The sequence below is a fragment of the Massilia sp. 01N417 genome, from assembly GCF_056399645.1.
This window is the reverse complement of record NZ_JBFTRS010000012.1, coordinates 137,143-157,687: the sequence shown is the minus strand read 5'-3', so window position 1 is coordinate 157,687 and position 20,545 is coordinate 137,143. Positions and strand designations below refer to the sequence as shown.

The 20,545-nt window shown below is 68.2% G+C and carries 15 protein-coding genes; 3 read left to right on the top strand and 12 right to left on the bottom strand.

Going from position 1 to position 20,545, the window contains the following annotated elements; genetic code table 11:
* Window positions 1-2: 2 nt before the first annotated feature.
* The 4 genes from AC1DOQ_RS14755 to paoA form a co-directional block, all read right to left on the bottom strand.
* On the bottom strand, window positions 3-449 hold the full coding sequence (locus AC1DOQ_RS14755; RefSeq protein WP_477365372.1) for a hypothetical protein: 447 nt from the start codon (window positions 447-449) through the stop codon (window positions 3-5).
* A 105-nt stretch (window positions 450-554) separates the two neighbouring features.
* Window positions 555-2,756 carry an aldehyde oxidoreductase molybdenum-binding subunit PaoC gene (gene paoC / locus AC1DOQ_RS14750; RefSeq protein ID WP_477365369.1) on the bottom strand — a complete coding sequence of 734 codons (2,202 nt, stop codon included), beginning with the start codon at window positions 2,754-2,756 and terminating at the stop codon, window positions 555-557.
* A gap of 3 nt (window positions 2,757-2,759) precedes the next feature.
* A complete protein-coding gene (locus AC1DOQ_RS14745; RefSeq protein ID WP_477365366.1) occupies window positions 2,760-3,713 on the bottom strand; it encodes an FAD binding domain-containing protein in 954 nt (317 codons plus the stop codon).
* Entirely contained in the window at window positions 3,710-4,390 is a 681-nt protein-coding gene (paoA, locus tag AC1DOQ_RS14740) for an aldehyde dehydrogenase iron-sulfur subunit PaoA (RefSeq protein WP_477365363.1), read from the bottom strand. Before paoA ends, AC1DOQ_RS14745 begins: the two co-directional genes overlap by 4 nt.
* Window positions 4,391-4,632: 242 nt before the next feature.
* Between paoA and AC1DOQ_RS14735 the strand changes: the two genes are divergently transcribed.
* Window positions 4,633-7,476: a PAS domain-containing hybrid sensor histidine kinase/response regulator gene (locus tag AC1DOQ_RS14735; protein WP_477365360.1), complete on the top strand. Its 2,844-nt coding sequence runs from the start codon at window positions 4,633-4,635 to the stop codon at window positions 7,474-7,476.
* Here AC1DOQ_RS14735 and AC1DOQ_RS14730 read toward each other — a convergent pair.
* The 6 genes from AC1DOQ_RS14730 to AC1DOQ_RS14705 form a co-directional block, all read right to left on the bottom strand.
* On the bottom strand, window positions 7,473-7,799 hold the full coding sequence (locus AC1DOQ_RS14730; RefSeq protein WP_477365357.1) for a DUF5710 domain-containing protein: 327 nt from the start codon (window positions 7,797-7,799) through the stop codon (window positions 7,473-7,475). The genes AC1DOQ_RS14735 and AC1DOQ_RS14730 overlap by 4 nt on opposite strands.
* Window positions 7,800-7,835: 36 nt before the next feature.
* On the bottom strand, window positions 7,836-10,403 hold the full coding sequence (locus AC1DOQ_RS14725) for a response regulator (RefSeq protein WP_477365354.1): 2,568 nt from the start codon (window positions 10,401-10,403) through the stop codon (window positions 7,836-7,838).
* A gap of 114 nt (window positions 10,404-10,517) precedes the next feature.
* Window positions 10,518-11,405, bottom strand: a complete 888-nt coding sequence (locus AC1DOQ_RS14720; protein ID WP_477365351.1) for an ABC transporter permease — start codon at window positions 11,403-11,405, stop codon at window positions 10,518-10,520.
* Window positions 11,402-12,247, bottom strand: coding sequence for an ABC transporter ATP-binding protein (locus tag AC1DOQ_RS14715; protein ID WP_477365348.1), 846 nt, complete (start codon window positions 12,245-12,247; stop codon window positions 11,402-11,404). The genes AC1DOQ_RS14720 and AC1DOQ_RS14715 overlap by 4 nt, the downstream gene beginning before the upstream one ends.
* A 15-nt stretch (window positions 12,248-12,262) precedes the next feature.
* Window positions 12,263-13,303: an ABC transporter substrate-binding protein gene (locus tag AC1DOQ_RS14710; protein ID WP_477365345.1), complete on the bottom strand. Its 1,041-nt coding sequence runs from the start codon at window positions 13,301-13,303 to the stop codon at window positions 12,263-12,265.
* Window positions 13,304-13,323: 20 nt separating this feature from the next.
* Entirely contained in the window at window positions 13,324-14,211 is an 888-nt protein-coding gene (locus AC1DOQ_RS14705) for a TauD/TfdA dioxygenase family protein (RefSeq protein WP_477365342.1), read from the bottom strand.
* A 267-nt stretch (window positions 14,212-14,478) separates the two neighbouring features.
* On the opposite strand from AC1DOQ_RS14705, the gene AC1DOQ_RS14700 reads away from it, so the two are divergent.
* Window positions 14,479-14,844: a DUF2231 domain-containing protein gene (locus tag AC1DOQ_RS14700; RefSeq protein ID WP_477365339.1), complete on the top strand. Its 366-nt coding sequence runs from the start codon at window positions 14,479-14,481 to the stop codon at window positions 14,842-14,844.
* Window positions 14,831-16,153: a PQQ-dependent sugar dehydrogenase gene (locus AC1DOQ_RS14695; protein WP_477365336.1), complete on the top strand. Its 1,323-nt coding sequence runs from the start codon at window positions 14,831-14,833 to the stop codon at window positions 16,151-16,153. The genes AC1DOQ_RS14700 and AC1DOQ_RS14695 overlap by 14 nt, the downstream gene beginning before the upstream one ends.
* 36 nt (window positions 16,154-16,189) lie before the next feature.
* On the opposite strand, the gene AC1DOQ_RS14690 is transcribed toward AC1DOQ_RS14695, so the two are convergent.
* Window positions 16,190-17,350: an efflux RND transporter periplasmic adaptor subunit gene (locus AC1DOQ_RS14690; RefSeq protein WP_477365333.1), complete on the bottom strand. Its 1,161-nt coding sequence runs from the start codon at window positions 17,348-17,350 to the stop codon at window positions 16,190-16,192.
* Window positions 17,340-20,537 (bottom strand): efflux RND transporter permease subunit, encoded by a 3,198-nt coding sequence (locus AC1DOQ_RS14685; RefSeq protein ID WP_477365436.1) that lies wholly within the window; start codon window positions 20,535-20,537, stop codon window positions 17,340-17,342. Before AC1DOQ_RS14685 ends, AC1DOQ_RS14690 begins: the two co-directional genes overlap by 11 nt.
* Window positions 20,538-20,545: the final 8 nt, after the last annotated feature.

Here is a 20,545-nt window from a genome sequence, read left to right as displayed (position 1 = left end):
GCTTACTGGAGCAGGCGCGGCGCCGCAGACTTGCGGAATTCCGCCAGGTGGGAGGACGGGATCAGGTTGATCTCGGCCGAGTGGAAATGGTCGCACAGCGGCCGCACGGCGCCGTGCTCCGGCTTCCAGCAGGCGGCCTGCTCGCCGTCTTCGTAGATATCGACGGTCCAGCCGGCGCCGCCGATCGATTGCACGATGCCGCTCACGCCGGCCTCATAGCCGGCCGGCAGGTCGAAGGCGATGCGCAGCACGGTGGCATCCGGCAGGCGCGGATAGGGCGTCGTGTAGAAATCGTAGAGTTCGGCCACCGGCCAGAACAGGGCCAGCACCTGCTGCAGCACGGCCTGGGCGTTCTCGCCGCCACGTCCGGTGACGACGATGCGCACGCCCAGGCGCAGCCATTCGTCGGGCGCCGCTTCGGGACGTTCCAGGGTTTCGACGGTCAGCATGGCATTGGACTCCGGTAGGTTGACGCTCGTCATACTACTACCGCTTCCCACCAAGAAGCTCTCCAAAAATCACAGGACCGCGATTCTTCGCTCGACCGGTTGCAGCTACGCCACGGAAGGTAATTTCGGCAACAGCTTGTCGAGGGTGACAGGATAATCGCGAACCCGCACGCCGGTGGCATTGTAGATCGCATTCGCGACCGCCGCGCCGACCCCGCAGATCCCCAGTTCGCCCACGCCCTTGGCCTTCATCGGCGAGGAAACCGGATCGGTCTCGTCGAGGAAGACGACTTCCTGGTGCGGGATGTCGGCATGCACCGGCACCTCGTACATGGCGAGGTCGTGGTTGATGAAGCAACCGATGCGCTGGTCGACCACCAGCTCTTCCATCAGGGCCGCGCCCACGCCCATCGTCATCGCCCCGATCACCTGGCTGCGCGCCGACTTCGGATTCAGGATGCGGCCGGCCGCGCACACGGCCAGCATGCGCCGCACCCGGGTCTCGCCGGTGACGGCGTCGACCCCGACTTCGACGAAGTGCGCGCCGAAGGTGGATTGCTGGTACTTCTTGTCGAGCTCACCATACTCCATCTTGTCCTCGGCATTCAGCTCGCCGCCCTCGGCCGCCTGGCGCAGCGGGAAGCGCTTTCCACCCGCCGACACCATGCCGTCGGCGAATTCGGCCCCGGCCGGATCCAGCCCCAGCTTCTGCGCCACCATCTCGCGCAGGCGCACGCAGGCCGCGTAGACGCCGGCGGTCGAGCTGTTGCCGCCCCACTGGCCGCCCGAACCTGCGGACACCGGGTAGTTCGAGTCGCCCAGCCGCACCACCACCCGCTCCAGCGGCAGGCCCATCATCTCGGCCGCAGTCTGGGCGATGATGGTGTAGCTGCCGGTGCCGATGTCGGTCATGTCGGTCTCCACGGTCACCTGGCCGTCGCGCTCCAGGCGTACCCGCGCCGCCGAACGCATCACCAGGTTGTTGCGGAAGGCGGCGGCCATGCCATGGCCGACCAGCCAGCGGCCGTCGCGGACCTGGCCCGGCACCGGATTGCGCTTGTTCCAGCCGAAGCGCTCCGCGCCCTGGCGCAGGCAGTCGACCAGGCGCCGCTGCGAGAATCTGCGCTCGCGCTTTTCCGGATCGACCTTGGTGTCGTTGATGATCCTGAAGGTCACCGGATCCATCTTCAGCTTTTCCGCCATCTCGTCGATCGCGATCTCGAGCGCCATCATGCCCGGCGCCTCGCCCGGCGCGCGCATCGCATTCGCTTCCGGCAGGTCCAGGGTCGCCAGGCGCAAGGCCGTGTAGCGGTTCGGACCCGCATACAGCAGGCGGGTCTGCTGGACCGCGGTTTCCGGCTTCCCGCCCGGCAGGTCGCCCGACCAGCTCTCGTGGGCGATGGCGGTGATGCGCCCTTCGCGCGTGCAGCCGATGCGGATGCGCTGGATGGTGCCCGGCCGGTGGGTCGTATTGTTGAACATGATGGCGCGCTGCAGGGTCACCTTCACCGGCCGCTTCGCCGCCCTCGCGCCGAGCGCCGCCAGCAGGGCTTCCGAGCGCAGGAACAGCTTGCCGCCGAAACCGCCGCCCACATACGGCGAGACCAGGTGCACGTTCTCCTCGCGGATGCCGAGGGTTTTCGCCATGTCCTTCATGCCCCAGTTGACCATCTGGTTCGAGGTGAAGATGGTCAACTTGTCGCCCTCCCAGCGCGCGATCGAGGCATGCGGCTCCATCATCGCGTGCGACTGGTCGGGCGTGGTGTAAATGGCGTCCAGCTTGACCGGGGCCGCGGCCCAGGCGCCCTTGAAGTCGCCGGTGCGGGTCTCTGGCTTCTCTTCCTTCTTCGCCAGGCCGGCGCCGTCCTTGGCCCTGGCGAGATCGTACTCGCCCCTGGCCTTCGCATACTCCACCTTCACCAGGCCGGCGGCGGCGCGCGCCTGCTCGAAGGTTTCGGCCACCACCAGCGCCACCGCCTGGTGGTAGTGTTCGATCTCCGGCCCGCCCAGCAGGTTCGCGGTGTYGTACTTGCCCTTGCCCAGCTTGCCGGCGTTCTCCGCCGTGACGATGGCGATCACGCCCGGCGCCCGCTTCGCCGCCGACAGGTCCATGGCCACGATGCGGCCCTTGGCGATGCCGGCGCCCACCACATAGCCGTAGGCGGCATCCGGGATCGCCTTGTTCTGCTCATAGGCATAGGGCGCGGTGCCGGTGGTCTTCAGCGGACCATCGATGCGCTCGGTCGGGCGGCCGACCACCCGCAGGCGGTCGATCGGATTGGTCCCGGCTGGCGTCGTGAATTTCATGCCTCAAGCCCTCCTTGCTTCGAGCAGGACCCCGTCGATCGTGCGCTGCACGAGGGGCACCTTGAATGCGTTGTCCTGGCTGGTGCGGGCGCCGGCCAGCAGTTGTTCCGTCACCGCCCGGCCGCCACGCGCAAGCTGCTGTTCGGCGCCGGGGATGCGCCAGGGCCTGTGGGCCACGCCGCCCAGCGCCACCCTGCCGCTGCCGTCCGCCTGCACCACCGCGGCCACCGACACCAGCGCGAAGGCATACGAGGAGCGGTCGCGCACCTTCTGGTAGAAGTGGCGCCCGCCCAGCGGCTTCGGCAAGCTCACCGCGGTGATCAGTTCGCCCGGCGCCAGCACGTGCTCGATGTGCGGCGTGTCGCCCGGCAGCCGGTGGAAGTCCGCGATCGGGATCACGCGCCTGGCGCCGTCCGCGCGCACCGTCTCGACCTGCGCATCCAGCAGCCGCATCGCCACCGCCATATCGCTCGGATGGGTGGCGATGCAGGCTTCGCTGGTGCCGACGATCGCGTGATGACGGTTGAAGCCGCCGATCGCCGAACAGCCGCTGCCCGGCTGGCGCTTGTTGCAGGGCTGGGCCGTGTCGTAGAAATACGGGCAGCGGGTGCGCTGCAGCAGGTTGCCGGCGGTGGTCGCCTTGTTGCGCAGCTGCGGCGACGCGCCGGCCAGCAGGGCCCGCGACAGCACGGCGTAGTCGCGCCGCACGCGCGGATCGGCCGCCAGGTCGGTGTTGCGCACCAGGGCGCCGACGCGCAGGCCGCCGTCGCCGGTCGCCTCGATACGGTCCATGCCGGCACCGTTCACGTCGATCAGGTGGACCGGGGTCTCGATCTCCAGCTTCATCAGGTCGAGCAGGTTGGTGCCGCCGGCGATGAAGCGCGCGCCCGGGGTGGTGGCGGCGGCCTGCGCTGCCTCGGCCGGTGTGCGCACGCGCTGGTAGGTGAAGGCCCTCATGCCCTGGCCTCCACGCCGGCGACTTCCGAAATCGCCTCGATGATGTTGGAGTAGGCGCCGCAGCGGCAGATATTGCCGCTCATCCGCTCGCGCATCTCCATCGGCGACAGCAGCGGGCGCGCATTCAGGTCGGCCGTGGCGTGGCTGGGGATGCCCTGCTTCACCTCGTCCAGCATCGCCGTGGCCGAGCAGATCTGGCCGGGGGTGCAGTAGCCGCACTGGTAGCCGTCGTGCTTCACGAAGGCCGCCTGCAGCGGGTGCAGTTGACCGGGCTTGCCCAGTCCTTCGATGGTGACGATCTCGGCGCCCTCGTGCATCAGCGCCAGGCTCAGGCAGGAATTGATGCGGCGGCCATCCGCGATCACGGTGCAGGCGCCGCACTGGCCCTGGTCGCAGCCCTTCTTGGTGCCGGTCAGCCGCAGGTGCTCGCGCAGCAGGTCGAGCAAGGTGGTGCGCGTGTCGACGTCCTGCTCGTAGCGCTGGCCGTTGACGCGCAGCGCGACTTTCGAGAGTACCGGCGCCGGGGTCGATGCCTCCGCGGTCTTCGTCGCGCCCGGCGCCTGGGCAGCGGCGCCGCCCGGCAGCGCGGCCGCGGTGGCCGACAGCGCGCCCGCGATCAGCAATTCGCGCCGCCCGCTGTCGATGCCGGCGCCCTCAATCCTGACATGCTCGTTCATGCTGGCTTCCTTTCTGGAGATTCGCGTCGCCATCTTAAGTCGATTCCCGCTCCGCACCGCACACTGTTCGGCCCGGAGGGATTTGCACCAAATCGATGCACGCCGAATTCCGACATTTCCCATAGAAAAACCTGCCCTGAAGCATCTTCAAGTCCTTGCCGCGCCGGGCGGCCGAGGCGTGCGGACGGTGCCCGCGATACTTCGGTACAATCCTGCGTTTGACTCCACCGGATCCGTCCACGATGAATCACCGCGATGCTTTCCTCGCCAACGGCGGCGACGCCGGTGCGCGCACCCTTGCACGCGACTGGCACGCGCATCCGCTCGGACCGATCGAGGGCTGGCCGGCCTCGCTGCGCATGTCGCTCGGGATGGTGCTGGGCTCCTCCTTCCCGACCTTCCTGGCCTGGGGCGAGGAGTTCTTCGTCTTCCACAACGACGCCTATGCGCCCCTGCTGGGCAACAAGCTCGAAGGCGCGATCGGTACCCCGCTGCCCCGGCTGTGGTCCGAAGTCTGGGACACCATGGCGCCGCTGGCGCGCCGCGTGCTGCACGGCGAGGCCCTGTTCTTCGAAAATTTCAAGCTGACGGTGGAACGCAAGGGCTACCCCGAACTGGCCTGGTTCACCTTCTCTTACAGTCCCCTGCGCGACGACACCGGCGTGGTGCGCGGGCTGCTATGTACCGTGGTCGAAGTCACCGACAAGGTGCTGGCGCTGGCGCGCCACAAGGAAGCCGAGGAGCGCTACGCCCTCAGCATCGAGGCCTCGGGGAATATCGGCACCTGGGCGTATGAACTCGATACCGGCGCCACCTTCGTCGACGAGCAGTTCGCCCGCCTGTTCCAGGTCGATGCGTCGCTGGCGCGCGCCGGCACCGAGCTCGAACGCTTCACCGACATGATCCATCCGGACGACCGCCCGCGCGTGGTCGCCGCGATCGAGCACGCGATCGCCACCGACACCTTGTACAACATCGACTACCGCATTCCTCAGCTGTCGCGGCCGGAGGTCTGGGTCAACGCGCGCGGCAAGGTCTTCCGCGACCCCGTCACGGGCAGGCGCCGCTTCGCCGGCGTCGCGGTCGACATCACCGAGCGCAAGAAGGCCGAGCTGGCGCGCGACGAGAGCGAGCGGGTCGCCTCGCAGGCGCTGCTGCGCGAACTGGAGAACCGGCGCCGCCTGGACGTGCTGCTGGATGCCGCCCCGGTCGGCATAGTCTACGTCGACGCCGCCGGCAACCTGATGGCGGCAAATGCCACCAACCGCGAAATCTGGGGCAGCCATCCGGCGCCCGGCGAAACCGAAGGCTACGCCGAGTGGAAAGGCTGGTGGCCGGCCGGCGATCCGCGCGCCGGCCAGCGCATCCACCCCGACGAGTGGCCGATCTCGGGCGCGCTGCGCGGCGAGGACGTCAACGGCGGCATCGCCGAGATCGAACCGTTCGGTGCGCCCGGCACCCGGCGCACGATCCTGATTCGCACCGCCGCCATCCGCAACGAACACGACGAGATCGTCGGCGCGGTGGCCGCCAACCTCGACATCACGGCGCGGATCGCGGCCGAGCGCGCGATGAAGGACAGCGAAGCAAGGTTCCGTTCGATCGCCGACCTGATTCCGCAGCTGGTCTGGTCGGCCGACGCCAGCGGCACCAACGACTACCTGAACATGCGCTGGCGCGAGTTCACCGGCATGCCCGAGGAAGAACTGGCCGGCCATGGCTGGGGCAGGATCGTCCATCCCGACGACCTGCCCGGCCTGCAGGAAGCCTGGGCGCGCAGCCTGGCGGCGGGATCGCCCTACGAGGTCGAGCACCGCCTCTACCACCACAGCGGGGCATGGCGCTGGGTGCTGAACCGCGCCTTGCCGGTCACCGGCGAGGACGGCGCCATCGTGCGCTGGATGGGCGCCCTGGCCGACATCGACGACAAGAAGCGCAACGAGGAAGAACTGAAGGCGGCGGCGCGCCGCAAGGACGAATTCCTGGCCATGCTGGCGCACGAGCTGCGCAATCCGCTGGCGCCGATCAGCAGCGCCGCCCAGCTGCTGGTGCGCGCCGCGGCCGACGAGAAGCGGGTACGCCAGTCGAGCGAGATCATCATCCGCCAGGTCCGCCACCTGACCGGCCTGGTGGACGACCTGCTGGACGTCTCGCGTGTCACCCGCGGCCTGGTCGAGCTGCAGCGCGACCGGGTCGACCTGAAGGCGGTCGTCGCCAGCGCGGTCGAGCAGGCGCGCCCGCTGGTCGAAGCGCGCCGCCACCGCCTCGACCAGGCCATGGACGCCGACCCGGCCTGGGTCGACGGCGACCGCATCCGCCTGGTGCAGGTGGTGGCGAACCTGCTCAACAACGCCGCCAAGTACACGCCCCAGGGCGGCGCGATTGCACTGTCGCTGGAAGTCGGCGAAGGCAGCGCGACGATCTCGGTGCGCGACAACGGCATCGGCATCGGGCCCGAGCTCCTGCCCCAGGTGTTCGACCTCTTCACCCAGGCCGAACGCACGCCCGACCGCGCCCAGGGCGGGCTGGGCCTGGGCCTGGCGCTGGTGAAAAGCCTGGTCGGCCTGCATGGCGGCAGCGTCGAGGCCGACAGCGCGGGCGCCGGCCAGGGCAGCCTGTTTCGCATCGTGCTGCCGCTGGCGGAGGCGGGACGCAATCGCGCAGCCGGCGACGGCCGCACGGTGGCGCCGGAGGAGCTGCCCGGCCTGTCGATCCTGATCGTCGACGACAATCACGATGCCGCCCAGTCCCTGGCCGAGATCCTGCACGCCCTCGGCCACCAGGTCGCGGTCGCGCACGAACCACAGGTCGCGCTGGCGCTGGCGGAACAGGACTGGCCCCAGGTCTTCATCCTCGACATCGGCCTGCCGGACATCGACGGTTATGCGCTGGCGCGGCGCCTGCGCGCGATGGCGGAACAGAAGCCGCACGAGCGCCGTGCGGTGTACCTGGCGCTGACCGGCTACGGCCAGGCCCACGACAAGGTGCTGTCGAAGGCGGCCGGATTCGACCGCCACTTCGTCAAGCCGGTCGACCTCGAGGCCCTGCTGGCGGCGCTGGGCGAAGCGCCCGCGGCGAAAAGCTAGCGCGGCGCCAGCGCCCTGAGCGCCTTCAGCACGTCTTCGCGGGCGGCGGTCCAGCCCTTTTCCGCCAGCAGCGGCGCGCACTGGGCGCAGGGCTCGAAGGGATTGCAGGCGTGGTCGACCTCGACATAGCGGCTGCCGGTCACCAGCTTGGCGGCGCGGGCATCGCGGTCGGATGGCGGCTCGCCCTCCTTCGGCATCCAGCGGGCGAAGGCGTCGAGGGCGACGCCGGGCGGCACATACCAGCGCTTGCGGCTGGGATTCCAGCGTGCGCCGAGTTCGCGGGCCTGGTCTTTTTCCGCGTAGGGAACATTCAGAAACGTCATGCCGCCATCATACCATCGGCGCCGCCAGGCCGGGCCTCAGTCCAGCCGCTCCAGCACGCCCTCGAGGTCTTCCAGCCGGTAGGGCTTGGCGACGATCCAGAACGGGAAGCCGACCTCGTCGCGGTCCGGCGCGCCGTAGCCTGAGGCGAACGCCACCCGCAGCGCCGGTTGCCGCTGCACCGCCAGGCGCGCCAGCTCGACCCCGGATTCGCCGGCCAGGTCGATGTCGGTAAACAGCAGGTCGAAGCGGCTCTCCTCCAGCAGGCCGGCGGCGGCGGCGAAGGTGCCGGCGCCCTTGACGTCGTGGCCGAGGGCGTCGAACAGGCTGCAGGTGGTCCGCATCAGGTCCGGATTGTCTTCCGCCACCAGGATCCGGCGCCGCGCCGCGGACGGCGTCACGCTGCCGGGTGCCGGCGCCGCCGGGATGGCGCGGTTGGCCAGCAGGTGGCGTACCTTGCGCGCCAACTGCTCGCGGCCGTAGGGCTTGGACAGCAGCTCGACGCCGGGATCGAGGCGGCCGCCGTGCACGATCGCGTTCTGCGTATAGCCGGAGGTGAACAGCACCGCCAGGCCGGGCAGCAGTTCCTTGGCCTGGCGCGCCAGCTCGGGGCTGCGCAGCGGGCCGGGCATCACGACGTCGGTGAACAGCAGGTCGATCGGCATGCCGCTCTTGACGATGCACAGCGCGGCGGTGGCGTTGTCGGCCTTCAGCACGCTGTAGCCCAGGCTGCCGAGCATCTCGACCACGGTGCGCTGCACCGCCGGATCGTCCTCGACCACCAGCACGGTCTCGCTGCCGCCTTCCACCGGGCCGCCGGTCAGGCGGGTGGCCGTGTTCTCGGCCTCGAAGCTGCGCGGGAAGTACATCTTCACCGTGGTGCCTTCACCGGGCTCGCTGTAGATCTTGAAGTGGCCGCCGGTCTGCTTGACGAAGCCGTAGGCCATCGACAGGCCGAGGCCGGTGCCGACGCCTTCCGGCTTGGTCGTGAAGAAGGGTTCGCAGGCGCGCTCCAGCACGTCGCGGCCCATGCCGCTGCCGGTATCGGACACCGCGATCATCACGTACTGGCCGGGCGTCGTGTCCGGCTCGGCCGCCACGTAGGAATCGTCCAGCAGGGCGTTGCCGATCTCGATGGTGAGGCGGCCGCCGCCCGGCATGGCGTCGCGCGCATTGATCGCCAGGTTGAGGATCACGTTCTCGAGCTGGTTGGGGTCGACCACCGTATTCCACAGGCCGCCGCCGCGCACGGTCTCGATCTGGATGGTTTCGCCCAGCGCGCGCCGCAGCAGGTCGTCCATGCCGCCGACGATGCGGCCGGGATTCACCACCACCGGCTGCAGCGGCTGGCGGCGGGCGAAGGCCAGCAGCTGCGCGGACAGCTTGCCGCCCCGCTCCACCGCCTGCAGGGCTGAGCCGAGCAACTGCCGGCCCTCGCCGTCCGGCAGGCGGCGCTGCAGCAGTTCGAGGTTGCCGCCGACCACCTGCAGGATATTGTTGAAGTCATGTGCCACGCCGCCGGTCAGCTTGCCGATCGCTTCCAGCTTTTGCGAGCGCTGCAGCGCATGCTGGGCCGCGGACAGCTCCTCGGTGCGGGCGCTGACCAGGGACTCCAGTTCGAGCTGGTGCCGCGCCAGTTCGTCCTGCGCCAGTTTTTGCTCGCTGACGTCGCTGCCCTGCACGAAGATGCCGATCACGGCGCCCATCGGATCCAGCACCGGCTGGTAGATGAAGTCCAGGTGGCGGGTCTCGCTGCCGCCGTCCCGGCCGTTGTCCAGCACCACCGGCACCGAACGCCCGATGAAGGGCTTGCCGCTGCGGTAGACCTGGTCGAGGAGGTCGCCGAAGCCCTGGGCCACCACTTCAGGCAGGGCCGCGCGAATGGTCTTGCCGATCAGTTCGCGGCCGCCGGTGAGGCTGCGGTAGGCGGCATTCGCCAGTTCGTACACATGCTGGGGCCCGCGCAGTACGCAAATGAAGCCGGGCGCCTGCTCGAACAGGCGCTGCAGGTGCATCTTGTCGCCCTGCAGTTCGTTGGCCAGCTTGAGGGCGGCGTGGGCTTCGGCCAGGGCCGCGGTGCGCTGCTCCACCATGCGCTCGAGTTCTTCCTGCTTGCGGCGCAAGCCTTCTTCGGCCAGCACCCGCTCGGTCACGTCATTCCCCTGCGAGAAGATGCCGACCACGGTGCCGCCGTCGTCGACGATGGGCTGGTAGACGAAGTCGATGTAGCGCAGGGTCGCCTCGCCGCCGCCGGCGGGAATCACGCCCAGCGGCAGCGCGGTGCCGACGAAGGCCTGGCCGCTGGCGAACACCTGGTCGAGCAGCTCGAAGAACTGCTGGCCCTCGAGTTCGGGCAGCGCCACCCTGACCGGCTTGCCGATGATGTCCTTGAAGCCGGCCAGTCGGTGGTGGGCATGGTTCTGCAGCTCGTACACATGCTCCGGCCCGCGGAAGAAGCAGACGAAGCCGGGCGCCTGCTCGAACAGGCGCAGCAGCTCGCGGTAGGGGCGGCTGATCTTGGCCTGTTCGAGCGCGGATTCGGTGGCGAGGGCGGGCGTATGCTGGGCGATGGTGTTGACGGGCTGGCTGGTCGGCGAAGGGCTCATGTTGCGGAGGATACATCAAGCAGGGGCCGCTTCAGGAAGAATGCAAACGGCAATTTCGTCAATTTTAACTTTTCGCCGTCACCTCGACAAGAACATGTCTTCAAATTAACACATTCAGCCCTGCATGCCCCAGCGCCTGACCGTCAGGCGTTCCACCGCGTTGAACACGATATGTTCGAACAGCAGGCCGATCACGATCACGGTGGCGAGTCCGGCAAACACCTTGTCGGTGAACAGCTCGTTGCGGCTCTGGAAAATGTACCAGCCGAGGCCACCCTTGCCCGAGGTGGTGCCGAACACCAGCTCGGCCGCGATCAGGGTGCGCCAGGCGAAGGCCCAGCCGATCTTCAGGCCGGACAGGATGGCCGGCAGCGCCGCCGGCACCAGGATCTGGGTGACGATCCGGAGCCCGCCCAGGCCGTAGTTGCGGCCGGCCATGCGCAGGGTCTGCGGCACCGCACGGAAGCCGGCGTAGGCATTCAGCGACAGCGGCCACATCACGGAGTGCACCAGCACGAACACCAGGCTGCCCTTGCCCAGCCCGAACCACAGCAGGGCCAGCGGCAGCAAGGCGATCGCCGGCAGCGGGTTGAACATGGCGGTCAGGGTCTCCAGCAGGTCGCGGCCGATGCGGCTGCTCATCGCCACGGACGTCAGCAGGAAGGCACCCGCCACGCCGGCCAGGTAGCCCTGCAGCAGCACGCCCAGCGACACCCCCACGTAGCGTGGCAGCTCGCCCGACACCACGCCGTCCACGAACGCGCGCGCGGTCTGCAGGAAACCCGGCAGCAGCAGGTCGTTGCCGGCCACGTGGGCCGCCCATTCCCACAGCGCGGCCAGCAAGGCCAGCAGCACGGCCTTGCGCAGCCAGCCGGCTTGCAGCAGGGTCCGGCCCAGGCGTTCGCGGGCCGTGGCGGGCCGCGCTGCCGCCTCGAGCGGCGGCGGTGGCAGCAGCGGCAGCTCGTATTCCGGCCGCACCGGCGGTTCGACGCCGGCGTTCATGAGCGCACCGCCAGGGCCGGCACGGCCACGGTGACGTCCTCGTCGGGCCGGGACGGATCAAGGCTCTGTTCGCCGAACAGCAGGCGGTGGATGCGCTGGGCCGCGGCCTGGAATTCGGCGCTGCCGCTGCTGGCGAGGCTGAACTGGTGGCTGTTGATTTCGGCCCGCACCCGGCCCGGATGCGGCGACAGCAGCAGGATGCGGTTGCCGACCACCAGCGCTTCCTCGATCGAATGGGTGACGAACAGCATGGTGAAGCGGGCTTCTTCCCACAGCGTCTGCAGCTCTTCCTGCATGCGGCGGCGGGTCAGCGCGTCCAGCGCCGCGAAGGGTTCGTCCATCAGCAGGATGTCGGGCTGCATCGCCAGCGCACGGGCGATCGCCACCCTCGCCTTCATCCCGCCCGACAGGGTGTGCGGATAGCTGTCGGCAAAGCGCGCCAGCCCGACCTTCCCGATCCAGTGCAGGGCGCGCGCCTCGGCCTCCTTGCGCTTCACGCCGCCGGCCAGCAAGGGGAACATCACGTTCTGCCTGACCGTCTTCCACGGCGGCAGCTGGTCGAATTCCTGGAACACGACGATGCGGTCGCGCCCGGGCCCGACGATGCGCCGGCCGCGCAGCAGCAGGCCGCCGGACGTCGGCCGGACGAAGCCGGCGGCGGCCTTCAGCAGGGTCGACTTGCCGCAGCCGGAAGGCCCCAGCAGCACGAAGCGGTCGCCTTCGTGGACGTCGAAGCAGACCTCGTGGGTGGCGCGCACGCGGGCGCCGCCGCTGGTGTAGTCGATGCTCAGGTCCTGGGCCTGCAACAGGGGTGCCGGCGCCTGGAAAGGATAGATGTTCATGCCGCGCCCTCCCCTTCAGCTGCCCGACGCCAGCGCCGGATGCTCGAAGAAGTAGTCGCGCCACGACGCCGGCTGCTTCCTGATCGCGCCGGCCTGGTGCAGGAACCGGGCGAGGCCCAGGGTGTTCTGCGGCGCCACCTTGAACTGGATCTGCGGATTACCGATCACCTTCAGGAGAAAAGCGCGGTCGGCCCTGGCCCTGGTCACGCGCAGGTAGGCGTCGGCGGCCAGCTCGCGGTTGGCGCCGACCAGCTGGGCCGCCTCGTTCAGCGCATCGATGAAGGCGCGGTAGGTCTTCGGGTTTTCCTTCACCCATTTTTCGGTGGCGTAGAGCACCGTGGACGACGCCGGGCCGCCCAGCACCTCATAGGAATTCAGGACGATGTGGGCTTTCGGATTGCCGGCCAGTTCCTGTTCCTGGAAAGGCGGATTGCCGAAGTGGCTGTTCAGCTCCGTCTGGCCGGCGATCAGCGCGGCCGCGGCATCCGGATGCGGCACCGATTGCGTCAGGCGGTCGAGGCGCGCGAATTCCGCCGTGCCCCAGCGCTTCGCCGCCGCCATCTGCAGGATCCGCGCCTGCACCGACACCGACACCGCCGGCAGCGCGATGCGGTCCTTGTCGCTGAAGTCGGCGATGGTCTTCACGTTCGGGTTGGTGGTGACCAGGTAGTAGGGAAAGTTGCCGAGGGAGGCGATGCCGCGCACGTTCTGGCGGCCGGCGGTGCGGTCCCAGATCGTCAGCAGCGGGCCGACGCCGGCGCCGGCCACGTCGATGGAGCCGGACAACAGGGCATCGTTGACGGCATTCCCGCCCGACAGCTGGACATACTCGACCTTGACGGGCACGCCCTGCAGCCTGGCGTGCTTCTCGATCAGCTTCTGGTCTTCGGCCACGTTCAGCAGCAGGTAGACGAGGCCGAACTGCTGGGCGATGCGCAGCTGGCCCTCGGCGCGGGCCGGGGTGGCGAGGACGGTGGACAGGGCCAGCGCCGACAGGGCCAGGCCGGTGGCGAACGTCGATACGTAACGAAACGGGGTGCGGAATGGGGTGCGCATGGTGGTTTTCTTGTGATGGTTCAGAAGGGGACGTCGCCTTCGATGGTGGTGCGGTAAAGCTTGCGGCGCTGGTCGTCGGGGCAGCCGGCCGCCAGGTGCATCAGCGAGCGGTTATCCCAGAACACCATGTCCTGCGGCTGCCACTGGTGGCGGTAGATGTGCTCGGGGCGGGTGCTGCGGTCGAACAGCTCGTCCAGCAGCGCCCGGCTCTCGTCGTCGGGCAGGCCGACGATGCGGGTCGTGAAATGCTCGCTGACGAACAGCGCCTTGCGCCCGGTCTCGGGATGGGTGCGCACCACCGGATGCACGACCGGCTTGACTTCGTCGATCTGGGCCTGGGTCAGGTTCGGGCGCCAGGGATTACGCTTCTGCAGGTCGGCATAGCGGTTCAGGTAGCTGTGCTCGGCCTTCAGGCCGGCGACGGCGCGCTTCAGGTGCTCGGGCAGGCTTTCCCAGGCCGTGTGCTGGTTGGCGAACAGGGTATCGCCGCCCTCGAGCGGCAGTTCCTGGGCGTGCAGCATCGAACCGAGGCTCGGTTTCTCCTTGTACGACAGGTCGGAATGCCAGAAGTGGCCGGCATCGCCCAGGCCGATCGGCTGGCCGTTCTCGCGGATGTTCGAGACGATCAGGACTTCGGGATCCGACGGCAGCTGGAACTGGCGCAGCACGTGGATCTGCAGCGGACCGAAACGGCGGCTGAAGGCCACCTGCTGGCCGGGCGTGATGTACTGGTGGCGGAACACCAGCACGTGGTGCTCGAGGTGGGCGCGGTGCAGGCGCGCGAAGTCCTCGTTCGACAGGGGCCGGGACAGGTCGAGGCCGAGCACCTCGGCGCCCAGCGGGGCGCCGAAGGCCTTGATGACGAAGTGCTGGCGGGTGTCGGAGACTTCTTTGAGTACGGCGGACATGGCGGCTTTCGGATGAGTCGGGATGCGTCCAGCTTATGCCCGCATGATTGCATCGACAACGAAGCTTTTCGAGGAAGCTCATGCAAATTTTGCTGCGCCGACAGCGATCCAGTCATGCGACGTGTTGTTCCATATCCATGCTAATGTCACAACACATTTGTTCACATCCAGAGAGGCAGCAACATGAAAACAGAAACACACACATCCCGATTCAGCATCACATCGGCGATATTCGATGTACTCGACCCCATACCCTTCGGCTTCTTCGTGGGCGCGCTCATCTTCGACATCCTCTATTCAAATACCTACACCGTGCTGTGGGTAAAAGCCGCAGCCTGGCTGATCAGCATCGGCCTGCTGTTCGCCATCATTCCCCAGCTCATCAATCTCGGCCGCACTTGGTTCGGCAAGCGCCGCATCCGGACGCGTAACCTGGCCATCAATTTCTGGCTGCAGGTCATCGCCATCGTCGCTGCCCTGTTCAATGCTTTCGTGCACAGCCGCGATGCCTATGCCACGATGCCGGCCGGTGTCTGGCTGTCCGTGCTGACGGTGCTGGCCATGGTGATCGGCCGGATCGTGCTGGCTGCCGACTACGTCGTCTACGAGGAGGTCAGCCATGGACAAGCGTAAACACGGATGGCGGCTGAGCCTGGGCATGGCGGCCGTGATGACGCTGGTGCTGAGTGCCTGCGGCGAGAAGGCCCAGCTGAATATTTCCCAGCAGGTGGGCGGCAACCCGCAAATGCCCAAACCCAAGGACTTCCTGGTGCCGCCGATGCAGGTGCCCGACGGCGTCGGCTGGAAGGGCGACGCCAAGCCGCAAGTCATCGCCGGCCTGCAGATCGAAAAGATCGCCTCCGGCCTGCTGCACCCGCGCCAGCTGCTGGTGCTGCCGAACGGCGACGTGCTGGTCGTGGAAGCCAACGGTCCGGGCGAGGAAGCCGTGACCACGCCGAAACAGGTGATTGCCGGCAAGGTCAAGAATAATTCCGGCAAGGGCGGCAAGGGCGGCAACCGCATCACCCTGCTGCGCAGGAAGCCCGGCGGCAGCGGCGAGTGGGACAAGTTCGTGTATATCGAAAAGCTGCACTCGCCCTTCGGCATCCAGCTGGTCGGCGACACCCTGTATGTCGCCAACACCGGCAACATCATGAAGTATCGCTACACCCCGGGCGAGACGAAGATGTCCGACCCCGGCGTCGAGCTCGGCGACCTGCCCAGCACCGTCAATCACCACTGGACCAAGGCACTGCTGGCGAGCCCCGACGGCAAGCATCTCTACGTCGGCAGCGGCTCCAACAGCAACATCACGGAAAACGGCCTGGAAGTGGAGTACCGGCGCGCCGCCGTGCTGGAAGTCGATGCCGCGACCGGCGCCAGCCGCGTCTACGCGTCGGGCATCCGCAATCCGACCGGCCTGGGATGGGAACCGCAGAGCGGGAAGCTGTGGGCCATCGCGAACGAGCGGGATGAAATCGGCGCCGACCTGGTGCCGGACTACCTGACCTCGGTGAAGGAAAAAGGCTTCTATGGCTGGCCCTACAGCTACTACGGCCAGAACGTCGACCGCCGCGTCCAGCCGCAGCGCCCGGACCTGGTCGCGAAGGCCATCAAGCCGGACTACGCGCTGGGCTCCCACGTTGCCGCACTGGGCCTGTGGTTCTACACGGGGAATATGTTCCCGCAATATAAGGGCGGCGCCTTCGTTGCCGAGCACGGCAGCTGGGACCGCACGCCGCTGAGCGGCTACCAGGTGATCTTCGTGCCCTTCGCGAACGGCATGCCCAGCGGACCGGCCCAGTCGATCGTGACCGGCTTCCACTCGGCCGACGAGAAGCAGCTGTTCGGTGCGCCGGTCGGCATGGCGCAGGATGCGGACGGTGCCCTGCTGATCGCGGACGACGTGGGTAACGTGGTCTGGCGGGTCACCAAGCGCTGAGCAAGGTGACGTGGGCACGGTGTGCCCACCCTGCCCTCAACCCTTGCGGGCCTGTGCGGCGGCGGCCACTTTCACCTGGTCGCCATCCGCCAGCCCATCCGGCGGGCTGTCGATGATGCGGTCGGCCTTGCTCACCCCCTCCCCCAGCTGGATCACATTGCCGTAATCGCGCGCGATCGTCACATTCTTGATGCGCACGCGGTTGCCGGCATCCAGCACCGCGACCTGGGCGCCGTGGCGGCCCATGATCAGCGCACCCGGCGGAATCGCTACCGCGTCGTCGGCCATTGCGGCCTGGTCGAAGCGCACGGTGGCGAAGGCGCCCGGCAGCAGTTCTCCTTTCGGATTCTCGACCGCCAGCTGGACCAGCATGGTGCCGGAGCCGGCATTGATGGCCTGGGCCAGCGATTCCACCCTGGCCTGGTAAGCGCTGCCCGGACGTTCCGGCACGCTCACGCGCGCCGTGCTGCCGGGATGGATCGCGGCCACCTGGCGCTGCGGCACCTGCACGTACACGCGCAGGCGGCGCAGGTCGGACACCACGAACAGCTCGCTGCCGGAACTGGCGGTGGCGCCGGCATTCACCAGCGCGCCGACGTCGGTATTGCGGGCCGTGACCACGCCGTCGAAGGGCGCCACCAGCCGGGTATAGCGCTTGAGCGCCTGCTGGCGGTCGACGCTGGCCTGCAGCGCCTGCACGGTCGACTGCTTGGAGATGAAGTCGCCCTGCTTCTCGTCGGCTTCCTGTTTCGACACGGCGTTCTGCGCCACCAGCGACTGCCAGCGCTTGGCCGTGCTCTCGGCCAGCGCCAGGTTGCTGCGCGCGACCGCCAGCTGGGCCTGGGCCTGGCGCAGGTCCTGGTCGAGGTCCGGGGTTTCGATGGTCGCCAGCACCTGGCCGGCCGCTACCTTCGCGCCGATGTCGACGTTCCAGTGCGCCAGGTAGCCGGACACGCGGGCGTAGATCGGCGCGCGCGCCCAGGCTTCGATGCGGGCCGGCAGCTCCAGCGGACTGCCGGCGACGTCCTTCATCGACACCAGGTTCACGGTCGGCACCGCCTGCTCCGCGGCGGACTCCTTGAGCTGCCCGGCCTGGGAATGGCGGGTAGCGAGGCCGCCGATCACCACCGCGGCGGCGACGGCCAGCGCGAGGGCGCCGACGACCAGCGGGCGCGTGGAAGAAGATTTAGCTTGCATGGGCAGGAACTCCGGATTGGGGTGGCAGGCTGGAATCCACCGCGCGGCGCTGCGCGCGGCCGTGGACCAGGCTGAAAACGACGGGGACGAAGACCAGTGTGGCGATGGTCGAGAACACCAGGCCGCCGATCACGGCGCGGCCCAGCGGGGCATTCTGTTCGCCGCCCTCGCCCAGGCCCAGGGCCATCGGCAGCATGCCGATCACCATCGCCAGGGCGGTCATCAGGACTGGGCGGAAGCGTACGAAGCCGGCTTCCAGCGCCGCCGCGGCGGCATCGCCCAGCACCTCGAGGCGCTCGCGCGCGAAGCTGATCACCAGCACGCTGTTGGCGGTGGCCACGCCCATGCACATGATGGCGCCGGTCAGCGCGGGCACCGACAAGGTGGTGTGGGTGGCGAACAGCATCCACACGATGCCGGCCAGCGCCGCCGGCAGCGCCGAGACGATCACCGCCGGATCGAGCCAGGACTGGAAGTTGACCACGATGAGCAGGTAGATCAGGCCGACCGCGCCCAGCAGGCCGAACAGCAGTCCCGAGAAAGCGCGCTCCATGGTGCGCACCTGGCCCAGCATCTCGACCGTGGCGCCCTTCGGCACGTCGGCCCTGGTTTCCTCGAGCACCTTGCGGATGTCGGCGGCGACGGCGCCGAGGTCGCGGTCCTGGGTGGTGGCATGGATCTGCACCATCGGCGTGACGTCGTACTGGCTCACCAGCGCATTGCCGTTGGCGCGTTCGAAGCGCGCGATCCCGCCGAGGGTGGCGGCGTTGGCGCTGGCCCCGTTGCCGACCGGCAGATTGGCCAGCGCGGACAAGGAATCCAGCTGGACCTCGGGCGTCTGCATCACGATCGGATAGGTCACGCCGGTGGCCGGGTTCAGCCAGTAGGTCGGCGACACCTGGCTGGAGCCGGCCAGGTTCACCACCATGCTGTTGGTGACGTCGCGCGTGGTCAGGCCGAGCAGCTGGGCCTGGGTGCGATCGACTTCGACATTGAACATCGGCGAGCGGTTCGACTGCTGGATGCGGGCATCGGCCACGCCGGGGATCGCGCGGATGCGCTTCAGCAGCTGGTTGGCATAGCCGAAGTCGGCATCGAGGCTGCGGCCGCGCACCTGCACGTCGATCGGCGCCGGCGAGCCGAAGTTCAGGATCTGGCTGACGATGTCGGCCGGCGGGAAGGAGAAGGTGGTGTCCGGGAATTCGCGCGGCAGCACTTCGCGCAGCTTGCGCACGTAGTCCGCGGTCGGCGCATGGTCCTCGCCCAGCGCGATCTGGAAGTCGCCGTCCTGGGTGCCGATGGTGCCGGTGTTGTTGTAGGTGAGGTTGATGCTCGAAGCCGGCTTGCCGATATTGTCGACCATGGTCACGATTTCCCTGGCCGGGATGACCTTGCGGATCGCCTCTTCGATCCTGGCGAAGCGCTTGGCGGTTTCCTCGACCCGCGTGCCGATCGGTGCGCGCGCATGGATCAGCACCTGGCCGGAATCGACCGCGGGGAAGAAGTTACTGCCCAGGAAAGGCACCAGCAGGAAGGACAGCGCCACCACGGCGATGAAGCCGGTCAGGAAGGGCCGGCGGTGCTGGATCGAGTGCTGCAGGATGCCCTTGTAGCGGTGGCGCAGGCCTTCGAAGCGCGCCTCGAAGCCGCGCTGGAAGCGCTGGAATGCATTGGTCGGCTTGTGCGCATGCTCTTCGCGAGGATCGTGGGCGCGCAGCAGCCAGTTGGCCATGGTCGGCACCAGGGTACGCGACAGGATGAAGGAGCACACCAGGGCAAAGATCACCGCCTTCGCCATCGGCACGAACAGGAAGCGCGCCACGCCTTCGAGGAAGAACATCGGGATGAACACGATGCAGATGCACAGCAGCGATACCAGTGCCGGCGCGACGATCTGCTGGGCGCCGTCCATGATCGCCGGCTCGACCGCCTTGCCCTGCTCGAGGTGCCAGTTGATGTTCTCGATGGTGACGGTGGCGTCGTCGACCAGGATACCGACCGCCAGCGCCAGGCCGCCGAGGGTCATCAGGTTGAGCGTCTCCCCGGTCGCCGCCAGGGCGATGATGGAGCCCAGGATCGACAGCGGAATCGAGACCGCGATGATCACGGTCGAACGCCAGCTGCCCAGGAACAGCAGGATCATGATGCTGGTGAGGGCCGCGGCAATCGCGCCTTCGAGCGCCACGCCCTTGATGGCGGCGCGCACGAACACCGACTGGTCGTTGATCGGGACCACCTTGAGGGCGTCCGGCAGGCTGGCCTTGAGCTGGTCCAGCTTGGCGCGCACGCCGTCGACGATCGCCAGCGTCGAGGCGGAGCCGTTCTTCAGGATCGACATCAGCACCGAGCGGCCGCCGTCGACGTGCACGATATTCGTCTGCGGCGCATTGCCGTCGTGGACGTCGGCGACGTCGCCGAGGTAGATGGTGGCACCGTTCACGACCTTCACCGGCAGGCGCGCCAACTCTTCGATCGCCGACGGCGCGTTGTTCAGCTGGATCGTGTATTCGAGGGCGTCGATCTTCTGGCTGCCGACCGGCGTCAGCACGTTCTGCGCCGCCAGCGCATTGGCGATGTCCTGGGCCGACAGGCCGCGCGCCTGCAGCGCCTCGGGCTTGACGTCGACGGCTACCTGCCGCTGCTTGCCGCCGTAGGGCAGCGGGATGGCGGCGCCCGGCACCGTTACCAGAGGGGTGCGGATCGTGTTCAGGCCGAGGTCGAACAGCTGCTGCTCCGACAAGCCCTTGCCGGACAGGGCCAGCTGCAGGATCGGCACCGTGGCCGCGTTGTAGTTGAGGATCAGCGGCGGCGTGATCCCGGCCGGCATCTGGCGCGAGGCCGATTGCGAGATCGCCGTCACCTGGGCGTTGGCGACCGCGATGTCGACACCAGGCTGGAAGAAGATCTTCACGACGCTGATGCCGGAGTAGGTATTCGCCTCGATGTGTTCGATGTCGTTGACGGTGGTCGTCAGCGAGCGCTGGAACAGGGTCGAGACCCGCCCCGCCATCTGGTCGGGCGGCAGGCCAGTGTACTGCCAGGCCACCGCGATCACCGGCATTTTGATGTCGGGGAAGATGTCGGTGGGCGTGCGCACCGCGGCCAGCGGGCCGATGATGAGCAGGGTGAGCGCCAGCACGACGAAGGTATAAGGCCGTCGAAGCGCGACGCGGACAAGACCAAGCAGCATGGAAT